Annotated in this window: 9 protein-coding genes; 4 read left to right on the top strand and 5 right to left on the bottom strand. The window is 59.5% G+C overall.

The window, feature by feature from the left end; translation table 11 throughout:
* Positions 1-35 precede the first annotated feature (35 nt).
* The 3 genes from ACZ1JV_RS15640 to ACZ1JV_RS15630 form a co-directional block, all read right to left on the bottom strand.
* Positions 36-1427, bottom strand: a complete 1392-nt coding sequence (locus ACZ1JV_RS15640) for a sulfatase (protein WP_465152275.1) — start codon at positions 1425-1427, stop codon at positions 36-38.
* A 173-nt stretch (positions 1428-1600) separates the two neighbouring features.
* Complete coding sequence (locus tag ACZ1JV_RS15635; protein WP_465152274.1) at positions 1601-2593, bottom strand: MBL fold metallo-hydrolase; 993 nt, start codon at positions 2591-2593, stop codon at positions 1601-1603.
* Between the two features lie 57 nt (positions 2594-2650).
* Positions 2651-5017: a TonB-dependent receptor gene (locus tag ACZ1JV_RS15630; protein ID WP_465152273.1), complete on the bottom strand. Its 2367-nt coding sequence runs from the start codon at positions 5015-5017 to the stop codon at positions 2651-2653.
* A gap of 241 nt (positions 5018-5258) precedes the next feature.
* On the opposite strand from ACZ1JV_RS15630, the gene ACZ1JV_RS15625 reads away from it, so the two are divergent.
* Positions 5259-5837: a TetR/AcrR family transcriptional regulator gene (locus tag ACZ1JV_RS15625; RefSeq protein WP_465152272.1), complete on the top strand. Its 579-nt coding sequence runs from the start codon at positions 5259-5261 to the stop codon at positions 5835-5837.
* A complete protein-coding gene (locus ACZ1JV_RS15620) occupies positions 5827-6849 on the top strand; it encodes an MBL fold metallo-hydrolase (RefSeq protein WP_465152271.1) in 1023 nt (340 codons plus the stop codon). Before ACZ1JV_RS15625 ends, ACZ1JV_RS15620 begins: the two co-directional genes overlap by 11 nt.
* 6 nt (positions 6850-6855) lie before the next feature.
* Here ACZ1JV_RS15620 and ACZ1JV_RS15615 read toward each other — a convergent pair whose 3' ends face one another.
* Together ACZ1JV_RS15615 and ACZ1JV_RS15610 are read right to left on the bottom strand one after the other, a co-directional pair.
* Entirely contained in the window at positions 6856-7878 is a 1023-nt protein-coding gene (locus tag ACZ1JV_RS15615; RefSeq protein ID WP_465152270.1) for a LacI family DNA-binding transcriptional regulator, read from the bottom strand.
* A 14-nt stretch (positions 7879-7892) separates the two neighbouring features.
* The gene (locus ACZ1JV_RS15610) at positions 7893-8894 is read right to left on the bottom strand and encodes a LacI family DNA-binding transcriptional regulator (protein ID WP_465152269.1); all 1002 of its coding nucleotides are present in this window, start codon (positions 8892-8894) and stop codon (positions 7893-7895) included.
* Positions 8895-9934: 1040 nt separating this feature from the next.
* Between ACZ1JV_RS15610 and ACZ1JV_RS15605 the strand changes: the two genes are divergently transcribed.
* Positions 9935-10875, top strand: a protein-coding gene (locus tag ACZ1JV_RS15605) for an IS630 family transposase (protein WP_465152268.1) whose coding sequence is annotated in 2 segments (ribosomal slippage) — positions 9935-10280 and positions 10280-10875 — 942 coding nt in all. Because the reading frame shifts where the segments join, the coding sequence is not laid out codon by codon here.
* 291 nt (positions 10876-11166) lie between these two features.
* Complete coding sequence (locus tag ACZ1JV_RS15600) at positions 11167-14217, top strand: beta strand repeat-containing protein (protein WP_465152267.1); 3051 nt, start codon at positions 11167-11169, stop codon at positions 14215-14217.
* The last annotated feature ends 501 nt before the right edge of the window (positions 14218-14718 follow it).

The raw sequence follows: 14718 nt of genomic DNA, 5'->3' as shown, positions 1-14718 counted from the left end.
AGGCAGAACGATAGGAAGCGGGAAAGCACCGCCACTCACTCGGTCAGCCGTTCGAGATGCTCGCAGCCCTCGGGCATCGGGTAACGGCCGAGCGGCGGCTTGGGCGTCTGCGGATCAGACAAAGTTTTCTTCCCGCGCTTTTCGACCGGGCCTTGCGGCAGCCGGGCGCTGAGCAGAGCAGCGGTAGATGCATAGCGAGGATCATCTGCCAGGTTATGCTGCTCGCGCGGATCACGGAGGTGGTCGTAGAGCTCGCGGCCGCTGCGCCCGCCTTCCCACTCGGTATAACGCCAGCGCTCGGTACGGATCGAGCGACCGCCGAGGATCTGGGAATAGGCCGCGCCGTTCCAGTCCCGCCGAGCCGGATCGTGCAGCAACGGTGCGAGGCTGCGCCCTTCGTTGCGCGGGTTGGCGGGAAGGCCGGCAAGATGAGCAATGGTCGGATAGAGGTCCAGCATCTCGACTGGCTGACGCGCAACGCCGCCTGCCCGCTCGCCCGGCGCACGCACGATCATCGGCACGCGCGTCGACTCTTCCCAAAGCAGTGACTTCTGCCACTGTCCGTGCTCCCCCAGCATATAGCCATGGTCACCGATCAGCACGACCACGGTGTTGCGATCGAGTCTGAGGCGCTTCAGCTCATCAAGCACGCGGCCCACTTGGGCATCCACAAAGCTGGTACTCGCGTGGTAGGCAGCGATCATCTGGCGCTGCTGATCCGCGGTCATGCCCAGGTTCATTATATCGCTGTTGGTGGCGACGGGCAGAACGCGGGAGAGCGTTTCGGGCGTCTCCTTGGCCAGCTTCATTTTCTCTAACGGATAGCGGTTGAAATACTTGGCCGGCGCGATTTCGGGTACGTGTGGGCGATAGAAGCCGACTGCGAGGAAAAATGACTTTGCGGCGTTGGCCTGAAGCATCGCGATGGCGCCGTCTGCGACCTTGCCGTCGGTAAATTCGCCATCCGGCGCATCATGGGCCAGCCACGCATTGGCGCGGCCTAGGCCGGGAATACCCGGCGTCAGGTTGTGCACCTGCCCTTCGAGATCCTTGTCGACTCCGCGCGGATTGACCACCTGATCCCACGACTGTGTATCGTCATCGCCCGAGGTGCCGATGTCCTTCGGCACACCCTGATGGAAGATTTTTCCGACGCGGCCCGCGAAGTAACCGTTTTGGCGGAAGTATTGCGGCAGCGTCACTACATCGGGCAGCGTGCAGCGGAAGCGCTCGAAGACGGCGCCGAGGCCGATGGTGTTGGGCCGCAGTCCGGTCAGGAACGAGGCGCGCGTGGGGCCGCATATCGGGAACTGCGTATAGGCATGTTCGAAACGCACGCCCTCGCGGGCCAGCCGATCGATATTGGGCGTGCTGACAGGAGCGCCATAGCTTCCCAAGTCGATGTTCTGATCGTCCATGATCAGCAACAGGACATTGCGCCGGGTATGCGCCTGCGGAGCCGCCGTGGGCAGTAGCGATGCGGTGTCGGGACCGGGACCGCGGGCGGCGACCGGTGCAGCTGGAAGGTAGGCTACCGCTGCACCGAGAAGGATTGCGGCCAAGCGCATCCTGGGTGTCGTTGTGATCATGCTAGGTCCCTTTAGAAACGATCGAGATCGCGGGCGGCGGTGACGGGGCCGGTGAAGCGGGTGCGAACGCCGGCTTCGTAAGGCGCGACCGATGTTTCGCCGTCGAAACCTGGGAACAAGTGGGTCAGGATCACCCTGCCGACACCGGCGCGGGCGGCCAGTTCGCCGACTTGCGCCGGTGTCAGGTGATCCTCTTCCATGTGCCGCATGAAGGCTTCCGGATCGCCCAACAGCCCCTTGCCGTCGCCCTTGCGCGCCGCGACCTTGCGCATGGCGATCGGATCCATGACCTCCGAAACAAGCACGTCTACCCCTTTGCCCAGTCGCTCGACCGCAGGACATGGGCCGGTATCGCCGGTGTAGACATAGGAGCGATGCGCGGTTTCTACCCGGTAGGCATAGGAGCGCGATTGCAGGGCGGGCAGAGAGCCGGCAGGAAAGTTGTAATGGCAATTCACGACCGCCAGCACTCGCAGGTTGCCGTCACGGTAGACTTCCACTGGATCGGGTGTGGCAAGCGGCAGACCCTTGGCTTGCATCATTGCCGAAAGAGGTGGTTTTTCGCGGGCTTCCTGCACGACTGGGCTCAGTTCGACCGCGCGATTGGCGGCAACGATTCCAGACAGCATGACAATAGTTCCAGGCGGTCCGATCAGGTCCATGCCCGCGCCGCGCCCGTTGATCCAGCGGTGCATGAGGAGGGGCGCCAAACCTGCGTCATGATCGACATGGTGATGCGACACGAACGCCGCACGCACGCTGTCTAGACCGATACCGGCTGCGGCCAGTTGGCGCGTGGTACCTTCGCCCAGGTCGAAGAGATAGGCCTTTCCGTCTATGACCAGCACATTGGCCGGCTCCGAACGCTGCGTGCGGATCAGCGGCCCGCCGCCGGTGCCAAGTGTGATCCACACCGGCTCGGATTGGGCCTGAGCGGGTACTTGTGCATGTCCTGCCACGGGTAGTGCCAGTGCCAGCAGCCCAGCCACTAATTTGCCTGTCATCCTCATCCCTCGCGTCCGAACGGACCGGAGGGTAACTCCCTCCGGCCCGTTTCATCGTCAGAAGTCCATCGAAGCCTGAAGGCCAACCTGCCGCAGACCGGCAGAAGTGTTGAACACACCGTACACGTTGGCTGGAACCCGCGAGCCGTCTTCATTCACGAGCGCAGAAAACTGCTGCGGAGCCGTGTGATCAAACAAATTCTGGACATAGACAGCCACGCGCCAGCGATCGTCGACCTTGGCACCGATCCGCGCGCCGACGGTGGCATAGCCGCCGTAGACGAAGTAGTTCGAAGCGCTGAGATCGGACAGTCGCTCCTTGGTCTTGTAGGACACATCGAAGCCGACGAAGCCGTCGATCTTGTCAGTCAGAGTGAAATCGTAGTCGGAATAGATCGAGGCCGAAAACTTGGGCGCATTGGCAAGTTGCATGCCTCCAAGGTTCGAGCCGTCCTGCGCGAGGAAACCGCCCGGATACTTGACGATGTTGTAGATGAAGTTTGCATTGACCCTGAGATTTGTGCCGATCCGGCCGAAGATATCCCCCTCAATCCCCTTCGAGATCACCTTGGGAATGTTGAAGGGTGTGCAGGTCGTGGCCTGGCTTACATCGATCGCGCACTTCGAGCCCTGATAATCCTTTACACGCGTATAGAACCCGCTGAGGTTGGCCAGCAGCCTGCCTCCCAGCCATGTCGACTTGACGCCCGCTTCGTAGGACGTCGGGATTTCGGGCAAGACGATGGCAGGATTGTCGTTGTTCTGGAGCGGAGCGATCTGCGCATTCTTGTATCCGCGCGAGACCGTCGCGTAGAGCAGAAGGTCTCGGTTGGGCTTATATTCGGCGCCAGCACGCCATGAGAAATCGGTATCGGTGTAACCAAGAGACGCGGTGCGCTCTGTCCCGCCTGCCGAAAGATTCACCGTTTGTCCGTGATGACGCACATCCGAGTAATTCAGGCGGCCGCCCGCGAACACAGTGAAAGCGCCGGTATTGTAGCGAGCCTCGCCGAAGCCAGAGAGGTTCTCGGTCCGCCAATCCTGGAAATTGTTGAACGCACCCGGCGTGATGTAGACGTCACAGAGTGCGCTGGTGGAGACAGGGAAGCAGCTCGCAATCGGCAGGGATCCCTTGCGTGTATAGACCTTGGTCGATGCACCCGCAGCGGGGCCGGCAATGCTGGATACGTTATTGCGGTACCAGAACCCCCCGACTGTGAAAGAGAAGGGCCGCTTGGCATCGGAGGCGAGGCGGATTTCCTGGGTCAGCTGGTTGTAATCTGCTGACTGGCCGGACTGGACACTGGTCAGCGCAAGCGCTTCGGGAATGTTGTCGATGTCGTTGTTAATGGTGCTGGTCAGTTTGCGCCACGCGGTAATCGAAGTGAAGGTCATAAGGTCGTTCAATGCGACATCAAACTGCCCGGAATACCCTTGCGTCTTGTAGGTCTGAAGATCCAACGCATCGCTGCAGCTTTGGAAATTGTTGATACTTGGCTTGAGGCCGCATGCCGTGACACGATCATACGATCCTTGCCCTGCCCCCTGCTTCACGAAGGCTCCGGGCACATAATAGCCGGTGCTGGCATCGTAGGTGAGCGGGATGTAGCCGGTGTCCCGGACCGTCAGGAAATAGCCGTTGCCACGCTTTTCGTCATTGTACTCTGCCGACAGGTTGAGCGTGAAGTCGCCTGCGGTGAGCTTGTAACGCCCGCGGACGCCCCATTCCTTGCGGTAGTCGTCATTACCCTTGAAGATGTTCTCGGTGACGCCCTGGGTCCAGGATCCATAGCCGGTCACCCGTAGTGCCGAATTCTCCGTGACCGGCAGGTTCACCGCTGCGCGCAGGACTTGCTTGCCGAAATTGGAGCCAGCAAAGTCATCGGCGCTAAGGTCGGCTGATACCCTTCCGGAAAAGTGCGATGGATCTGGTGCCACGGTGGTCATGTTAATCACGCCCGCCGAAACCGACTGCCCGAACAGGGTTCCCTGAGGACCACGCAGCACTTCCACACGGGCAATGTCCGATAGGTTGCGGACGTTCGTCAGGCCCTGCACCACGCCGTCGACAACGATACCGACAGAGGGCTCTGCTGCGCGGGAACGCGAAAAGGTCCCAATGCCGCGGATATATCCACCGCCACCCGAGCCACCGGGCTGTTCGGCCAGTTTCAGGGACGAGGCCGTCTTACCCAGATCGCCAATTTCCTGAATGCCCTGCGCCTGGAGCTGGGCTGCGCCAACGACAGTGACCGGGATCGGCACGTCCTGAACGCTTTCCGCGCGGCGCTGGGCGGTAACCATAATTTCGGCCGGAGCAACTTCCGATCCCGACTGCTCGCCGGAGCCGACGTCCTGCGCATAACTGGCGCTGGAAATTGAGACAGCGCTGACAGACAGCAGCAGTGCGCAATGAAACTTCACGAATCGTCCTCCCCAATGCCATTTTCGTGCACTTCAACGTGCATCGACGCGATCAGCATATATCAGAACCACAATTCTAGTTCTAGCATTTTCTTGCATCAAGCGGCAGAGCCATGCATCAAACGACTATCGTTGTCATTCTGACGCACTTTAGATCAATCGAAAATGACAAGGCGTTCGGTAAGTCAGACAGTCGATAACCGCGGAAAACAACCGTTTGGAAGGCGGAATTTGGGGAAGTATGGTGCAATCTATGTTGCGCGAGGCGCGCCAGCTCCGCAGTTCGCAGACACAAAAGCGCGCACTGCTCACCGTAGTCCGTTTGCTGCAAACCAAGCCCGCGCGAGACATCACCTTCGCCGATATCAGCGCCCGGAGCGGTGTGTCGGTGGGCGCCATCACCTTCCGATTCGGCACTCGCGAGGCTTTGATCTCGCAGGCCCTGTCTTCCATCGCCGCCAGCACATCTCGCATAATTGCGCGCAAATGCAGTGCTGCCGCCACAATTCAATCAACCGATACTGCGGTCTCCGCTATCGTCGCGGAACTGTTTTCCGTGTTCCAGCGACATCGCCACCCCCTGCACGACGAGACTGCGGCCGACTTCCGCGATACGTTGCTTGCCCAGGCCACGGCAATGCTCGAACGGCTCCTAGTCCAGCGCTGTCTCAACGAGCAGCCAGATGCCAATTTAACCCACATCCGCCCGCTGGCGCGGATGCTGGTGGAAACGCTGGCGAACCGCCCCAGCGAAGACGATTTGCCGCATTTCGCGGCGCTATGTTCAAGCTACCTGAGGAACACTCTCAATGCCCGTTAAGCCAAATCGGCGGCTGCACGCCCGCCTGAGCGGAATCTCGTTGGTGCTCGCCTGCGCCATGTTTCAGGTGTGGACCTCCCCTGCAGCCGCGTCATCACCACCATCTCGGTCTGCTCAATGGGTAACCCTGGGCACCAGCGGCGGCCCGCAGATACAGGCAATCCGCTCACAGATAGCCAACGCCCTCATCGTCAATGGCGACGTCTACCTTTTCGATGTCGGCGATGGTACTCAGCGCCAGATGGCCAGAGCCGGCATTTCCGAACGGAATATCCGCGCCATCTTCATCAGTCACCATCATCCCGATCATAACGCCAGCCTTGGCTCGTTGATGATGACGCATTGGACCTTCCATCCGGGTGACCTCCCGGTGATCGGGCCCGCGGGCACCAAACACTTGGTGGTCGGCCTCGCTGATGCGAACGCGCCGAGCGTTCTGGCGAGCTATCCCACAGCCGGACCTGCCAAGCCCTCACTTGCCGGCATGTTCATGGCGCGAGATCTGCCGGATCATCTGAACCAGCCCACTCTCGTTTTCGAGGATGCCAATGTGAAAGTCTGGGCGATCGGCGTGGACCATTACCAATCCAAACCTTCGATCATGCTGGAACACATGCCAGACAGCGTCGCCTATCGCGTGGAGGCATCCGGTCGCACTTTCGTTTTCACCGGAGACACTGGCCCTTCGGCGCGGATGGAAGTCCTGGCGAAGGGTGCCGATGTCCTCATCAGCGAAATCGTGGAACCGCAGGCCATTGCCGAGCGCATCCGTGCGACCGCACCTGACACACCGGCCCCGGTACGCGAGGCGATCATTGCCGGAATGTCCCGCAACCATCTGACACCTGCAGAGGTGGGCAAACTGGCCGAAAACGCGCAAGTCGGCGAAGTGGTTTTGACCCATTTCGTCCCTTCGCCCGAAGAGGCGGCGGATCGGGCCGCTTACACCCGTGCCATTTCCGCGCGCTATAAGGGCAAGGTGGTTATGGCGTCAGACCTCGACCGGTTCTAAGCCCGATCAGTCCGTGTCCGCGCAGAAATCGCGGCTGCCGGTAGTCGAGCCGCGCAGCCGCAATTCTTGCCGGAATTCTACGATGCGATCTTCGCCGGCGATGGCCGCATCGACAGCCGCGCGCGCGATCTCGCGAATTGGCTGACGCACTGTGCTGAGCGGGGGAAATACCATGCGACTTTCGGGAGAATCGTCGAAGCCGGCGATCGCGATATCGCCGGGAACTGCGTAACCGAGGCGCGCAGCCACGGCCATGGCCGCCAAAGCCATTCGATCACTGGCCGCGAAGATGGCCGTCGGGCGTTGAGGTAACGCGAAAAGCTGGGTCGCTGCCTGGATGCCCGAGTTGAAATCGAAGCCACCGCGAACCAGCAAGTTCGGCTCGCAATCAATCCCCGCCGCTACCAGTGCGTCACGCCAACCATCCACGCGGGCCTCCGCTGGCTTGCTTGGATTAGGTGGACCGATCATCCCTATGCGGCGGTGGCGGGATTCAATCAGATGCTCGACCATCTCGCGCGCCGATGCCCGGTCCTGCATGACTAAGCGACTTCCGTAGCCTTCCATCGCAGAGCCTATCCGAACCGCAGGTATTTCCTCGCCTTCCAGAAAACCAAGGATGCGCGGATCGTCCGGGAACGGTGGCACAAGTATTACACTGTCCGGCTTTACCAGGAATTGGAGGCGTAGCCCTTCCGGCGCTTGCCAATCCTGCGGTTCCAGCACTTCGGTGGCAAGGTGATATCCTGCGGCGCGGCAATTCGCCGCGATCTCGACCATCAAGCTCGTTACGAAACCGAGAGCCTGCCGAGGGACAACGAGCCCTATCAGGAAATTCCGCTGCCCCGCCAGTTGGCGGGCAGCAAGGCTGGGGCGGTAATTGAGCTGCGCTATCGCGACCTGGACACGCTCGCGCAAATCGGGCGCGACGCTGGCCACGCCGTTGGCCACGCGCGAGACTGTTTTGGTCGATACGCCCGCCAAACGCGCGACGTCTTCAATTTTCGCCAAGGCCACCGCCTCGTCCATGAGGTGCTGCAGCGTCACTCGTCATAGAGATTGGGTCCCAGTTCGCGGTCGCCCGAAGTCGACCCCCGAATGATGAGGTTATGCCGGAAAGCCATGTCTGGCTCTTCGCCCAGAATTGCAACCTGCACAATTGCCCGCGCAATGTCCTCGATCGGGTAGTTCACCGATGTCAACGGAGGGTAAACCGCGCGCGCCACGGGCGAATCCTCGAAACCCGCGATGGCAAGGTCTTCTGGGATCCGGTAGCCCAGCTTCTGAGCCATGGCCTGCACGCCGACAGCAATCGTGTCGCTGCCGGCAAAGATCGCGGTAGGTCGCATTCGTCCGGCCATCATGGCCGCGAGGGCGTCTCCGCCTTCCCGAGACGTATAGCCTGGAGTGGCTACGAATTCGGTTGCCTCGACGATCTCTGCCCGGACCATTGCCTTTCGATAACCGGCCAACCGTTGGTGGGCCATCGGGTTCTGCAAAGGCATGCCGATGTAACCGACGCGCGAATGACCAAGATCAAGCAGGTGCTGAACCATCTGCTGCGCGATTGCCTCGTCCGAGGCAACTATGGCCCTTCCATACCCTTGCGGATGCCCGGCTATACGAACCAGCGGAATTCGCAAGTCCTCGAAATACGCCAAAATCGCCGGGTCATTGCTGAAGCGTGGTGCCGTAACCACGACGTCGGGGGGCAGTGGCGATTGGCGGAAAGCATCCGAGGGCCCCGCATGGTCAACTGCTTCTGTGACCAACTGGTATCCATGGTTCCGGCAAGCCCAGGACAATGCAACAACCAGACGAGGTATGAATCCGACCGCACCGCGCGGCACGATGAGTCCGATAATATAGGATCGCCCCGCTCTTAGCTGCCTCGCTGCAAGGTTGGGCCGATAGCCGAGCTGCTCGACGGCTTGCTCCACCTTCTCACGCGAGGATTTGCGCACCCCCGGATCACGGTTAAGTACCCGCGAGACCGTCTTCAGCGAAACGCCTGCCGATGCGGCTACATCCTTGATCGTCGTCACGCCTGATCGCCCTCCGAAGCGCGGCATAACCGGCTAATGGATTAACAGGAAGACTGGATCGCAGGATGCACAATTTGCCGACCAGGAAAGGCAGCTTTCCTATGGCAGCCTCCCCGAAGCTGCCAGTCTCCTGACGGCCAGACTCAGCTATTCCAACAAATAAAATCGACAACCGCCAAACAGCTTGCGCTCACCGAAGAGCTCACCAGTTATCCACAGGCAGCTCAACCCGCCGCTCGCATAAACCAGTTTGTCGACTTTTGGAAAATCTCGTCCCAATAGGTCCCACTGCAGCCCAATCGATGTTGGCCGGATTTGTTGGCCGCTTCGCATGGCATCAGAAAATGTATAATAGATTCAACAATATGAACTAACCAGGCCAGATCTGTCTCCGCCGACCATTTTCGCAGAAACCGCAGAAATCCGCCATTCTTGAACCGCTAAAAAGCGTCAATTTTGCGGTATTGTTGGCCGAAGTGTTGGCCAATGAAGCTGGAACAAGGCTGGTTCCGGATGGCTTTCCAAAGAGATTGATAGACTTAGAGGTGAAACTCGAATGAGCAGCTACCTCTGTCGTACAACCGGAAGCTGTAACGATTAGCCAATCAAGGAAATTTCCCTTTAAATTCCAAGCGTTGCGCCTTATCGATCCCAAAAATGGAGCTTAGTCCGCACTGAACTTACGACGCTCGGTACCACCACACGGAAACTAAGACATTTCGAAGACCAGCCAGTGGATTACCCGCCCCCAATAAAGACATACGGGGGCTATTCTGGCGAACCTGAAAGGAGACGATCAAGTGTCTGGCGGAATGGCTGGTCGGAGCCAGGAGCCAACGAGCAGCCATGGGCGCGACGCTTAGTAACCTGAAGCGGCGGCCAACCCGCAGCGATCTAACGATGCTTGATCGAAGTTTATCTAGCGATTTCAACCATCAACGATATTTGGAGCGGTTTTCGACCGTTCTGAATCGGCGTGGGATTCCCTTCGGGCGAGATTTCTGATTCAGAAACCGTGCTGGTGAAGGAGGCCGGCATGGATGGCTCTTTCGATGGATTTGCGCACTCGGCTTTTGGCAGCGGTAGATAGTGGATCGAGTTGCCGTGCTGCAGCGGACCGGTTCGGTGTAGCACCATCAACGGCGGTCCGCTGGCGAGCCCGGCAGCGCGAGACGGGTGACATAGCCCCAAAACCGCGCGGCGGGGATATGCGCTCGCGGCGGATGGAAGAGCGGGCAGCGGACATTCTGGCCATTTGGGAGGAGCGCAGGGACATCACCCTCGAAGAACTGCGTCTGGCGCTTGCGGACAAGGGCATGGACGTTTCCGTTGCCGGACTACATCGCTTTTTTGTTCGCCGTGGCCTGACGCGCAAAAAAAGACAGGCCATGCGATAGAGCAAGATCGACCAGACGTCCTGAAACAGCGTCAGGACTGGTTCGAGGGGCAACTCGATCTCGAACCGGAGCGCCTGGTCTTCATCGACGAAACCTGGACCGCGACCAATATGACCCGCAGCCACGGACGTTGCCCGAAAGGCGAGCGGTTGCGGATGGGCTTCCCGCACGGCCACCGCAAAACCACCACCCTGGTCGCCGGCCTGCGCATGACTGGCATGGTTGCACTCATGGTGCTCGATGGGCCGATCAACGGCGCCTGGTTCGAAGCCTATGTCGCTCAGGTCCTCCTCCCCGAACTGCGGCCCGGCGACGTCGTCATCATGGACAACCTGTCGAGCCATAAGCGCGCATCGGTGCAGGTGCTCATCGAGGCTGCAGGCGCAACCCTGCGTTTTCTCCCGCCCTACAGTCCAGACTTCAACCCGATCGAGAAAGCGTTCTCCCGCCTGAAGGCCATGCTCCGTAAAGCGGGCGAGCGAACGGTTAGCGGCCTGTGGAACTTGATCGGCAATCTCGTCGATATCTTCCAGCCTCAAGAATGCGCCAACTACTTCAGATCATGTGGCTACGAACCAGAATGATCGAAAACCGCTCTAAACGCAAAACATGTAAATGTATATCTTGGACTATATATTTATGATTTCTTCTTGAGTCATCATGCAATTTGATATGAATTAAGGCATTGTTTGTTGGCTAACAAGGCTATTAAATACCCAATTAAGTGTAGGTATAAATTCCAAAATAAATCAGCGCCCTCCCGATGAATTAAAATATTTTATCCGTCAGTATTTTTCGCCTCTGCTACGCGAGGCGCCATTGGCAACATTGCACTGCGTCGTCCGCCCGCGGGATGGGAACTTGGGAGACGTTCGATGCAAACCTACGCCAAAAGCTATCGCCTTTGCCTGCTGACGAGCTCCGCCGCTGTTGCCGCAGTCAGTTTGATTTTTCTATCGCAGCCTGCGGCGGCACAATTCATTTGCATGGGGAACGCGACCGGGACGCCCTTTGACAATGCAACGGGCGACGGCGCCACAGCTGCGTCGAATGGTGTAGCTTGCGGAACGACGAGCCAAGCAACTGGCACCGACAGCACCGCTTTGGGATTGAACAGCCAGGCAACCAACGAAGGCGCAACCGCCGCTGGCGCGAATAGCGTCGCGAGTGGCGCTTCATCGACTGCAATTGGCGCAGGTGCGCAGGCTACAGGTGCTAATTCGATAGCAGTTGGCGCGGGTAATATCGTCACAGGCTCGGGAAGCGGAGCGATGGGTGACCCCAATATTGTTAACGGCAATAACAGCTATGCAGTCGGTAACGACAACCTGATCGATGCCAACAATGCTTTCGTGCTCGGCAATAATGTTACCATTGCTGCCGGGCTCGATGGAGCGATCGCTCTTGGCGATGGATCGGCCGTGGCCGCGCCCGTTGCCACTCCTGCCACCATCATTAATGGCACTGCCTATAATTTCGCAGGCACCAATCCGCTGAGCACTGTCAGTGTCGGTGCCCCGAATGCGGAGCGGACCATTACCAACGTGGCAGCGGGACAGATCGATCCGTCGAGTACCGATGGGATCAATGGCTCTCAACTGTTTGCGACGAATAGCGCATTGGAGGACCTGAGCGACAATGCAGTGCTGTACGAGGATGCCAGCAAGAATCGCGTTGTTCTTGGTGGATCCGGAGGCACACTTGTCACCAATGTTGCGGCGGGCTCCATTAATTTCTCGTCAACCGACGCAGTCAACGGTTCCCAGCTTTATGGGCTGTCCGCATCTGTGGCGAACATGGCAGGCGGCGGCACTACCGTCAATGCGGACGGCACAATCACGGCGCCCAACTATTTCGTTCAAGGCTTCACATATAGTGACGTGGGTAGCGCGCTTGGCGCAATCGACGCACAGGTCGCAACTAACACGACCAATATCAACGCATTCAGCAATGGCACGGTCGGTCCGGTGCAGCGCACCGGCACGGATCAACTGTCGCTGATTGCTGCGGGCGGCGATGCATCGGCTCCCGGTGCGGCACAAGTGTTGACCAACGTCGCAAGCGGCGCGGTCAATGTAAGCTCCGTCGATGCCATCAACGGCTCCCAGCTTTACGCTACCGCCAGTCCGATCGCCAGTGCGCTGGGCGGTGGCACTACCGTCAATGCGGACGGCACGATCACAGCGCCCAGCTATACCGTGCAGGGCTCAACATATAACGACGTCGGCAGCGCTCTGGGCGCGGTTGATATCGCGATCAACAACGGCTCGATCGGCCCTGTGCAGCGAACCGGCACCGATCAGCTCTCGCTGATTGCCTCAGGTGGGGACGCAACGGCTCCCGGCGCGGCCCAAATCTTGACCAATGTCGCTGCGGGCGCGGTCAATGCAACCTCGGTCGACGCGGTCAACGGCTCGCAGCTCTATGGTACCGCCAATTCCACCGCCAGTGCACTCGGGGGTGGCTCGACGGTCAACGCGGACGGATCGATCGGCGCGCCGACCTATAATGTTGGCGGGAATGTTTACAATAACGTGGGCGATTCTCTTACCAACCTCGACAATCGCACGACAACCCTCGAGACCAACATCACCGGCATCACCAACGGCACAGTTGGCCTCGTGCAGCAGGCCACTGCCGGTGCCAATCTGACGGTGGGTAAGGACACCGATGGCGCGGCGGTTGACCTTGCAGGTACGGCAGGCGGACGAAAGCTAATCAACGTAGCTGATGGCGCGGTGGCTGCCAGTTCCAACGAAGGCGTGAATGGCGGTCAGCTTTTTGGAGCGTCACAGAGCACGGCCACCGCATTGGGAGGCGGTACTGTCGTAAATCCTGACGGGTCAATTTCCGCGCCCAGCTACACCGTGCAGGGATCCACCTATAACGACGTCGGCGGTGCCCTTGGAGCTATCGACACTCAGGTGGCAACAAATACGAACAATATCACAAACCTTGACCGGCGAGTGGCGACCAACACCACCGACATCGTCAACCTTAACGGCCAAGTTGCAGCCAACACGACCAACATCACCAGTCTCATCGACGGGAAGCTGGGACTGGTTCAACAAGCTGCGCCCGGCGGCGACATCACGGTCGGCGCGGCCACGGACGGCAACCAGGTCAACTTTGCCGGAACCGCAGGCGACCGGAAACTGACCAGCGTGGCGGATGGCACGCTGAGCACCACTTCCTCTGATGCGGTTAACGGTAGCCAACTCAACGCTACCAACGAAGCAGTGCTGGCGGTCACTAATCTAGTCACGGGCGTGAAGGCCGGCGCGTTCGCTTCGGACAATACATCTGCGGGAGTTGCGCCGGAAGCCACGGGAGCCGACGCCTCCGCCGGCGGTAATGGTTCGCGTGCATCGGGCTCTCACTCGCTTGCCGCAGGCAACTACTCGACTGCGTCGGGCTCGACGTCCACGGCGCTTGGCTATGCAGCCCAATCCACTGGTGCCAATTCGGTAGCTCTTGGGGCGGGATCAACCGATGGCGGTGTCGCGAATGTCGTGTCTGTAGGTTCTGTGGGCGGCGAGCGTCGCATCACAAACGTCGCCGCGGGGACGAGCGCTACAGATGCAGTCAACGTGGCTCAGCTCAATTCCGGTCTGAACAAGACGTTGGCGCAGGCAAATTCCTACACCGATACGCAACTCGCGAGCATACGCTTTGACCTGGACGACGTGCGCAAGCGCATCGATTCGGGCGATGCGCGAAATGCGGCACTTGGAGGAATTCCGCAGGCCTTTGAACCCGGACAAGGGCTTGTCGGGGTCGGCGTAGGAGGAACAGGTAGCAGAGTTGCAGTCGCCGTGGGCGCATCCAAGGCGTTTGACGAGCACATCGTGGCGAAAGCCGGTCTGAGCTATGAAGGCTATCAGGACCGCGTAACCTGGCAGGTGGGAGCTGGGTTTGCGTTTTAAAGGCCGGTAAGGGACAGGCGCGACGGGAGCAAATCCAAGCCTTTGCCTCCGTTGCGACCTGCCCGTCACCTGCATTATGGCCATTATCCCACGATGAGGAGTTGGCAATCGACTGCTCAAAGAATTCAGATTATGGGACAACAGGTCGCTGGCCGTCGCTGGTTCCTCTCCGGAGAGATGCCAGCAACGCCACGACAGCTGCGTTCACATTCCAGTCCAAACTCATTCAGGCAGGAAGAGGCCGGAACTGATGGATAAATCGCAGTACGGCCAGCAGATCTGCAACCGCTAGCTTTGCCACCGTTCGATCACCCCATGGCCAATCGCGAATGCGACCGCGCTAATGGTGTGCCGCGAGCCAGCACCGTGTCAGCGAAGCTACGGCGCCAGCCCTAGGAATGAAGCTGCACCGACCTCGGGTTTCCCCCAATCGCCACGGCTAAATTGTCGTCATAGCCTCCACCATGCAGACCTCGATCCCGCACAAGGTCATGCATCCGA

The sequence above is a fragment of the Novosphingobium sp. BL-S-19 genome, assembly GCF_055521675.1.
This window is presented reverse-complemented; position numbering and strand designations above follow the sequence as displayed.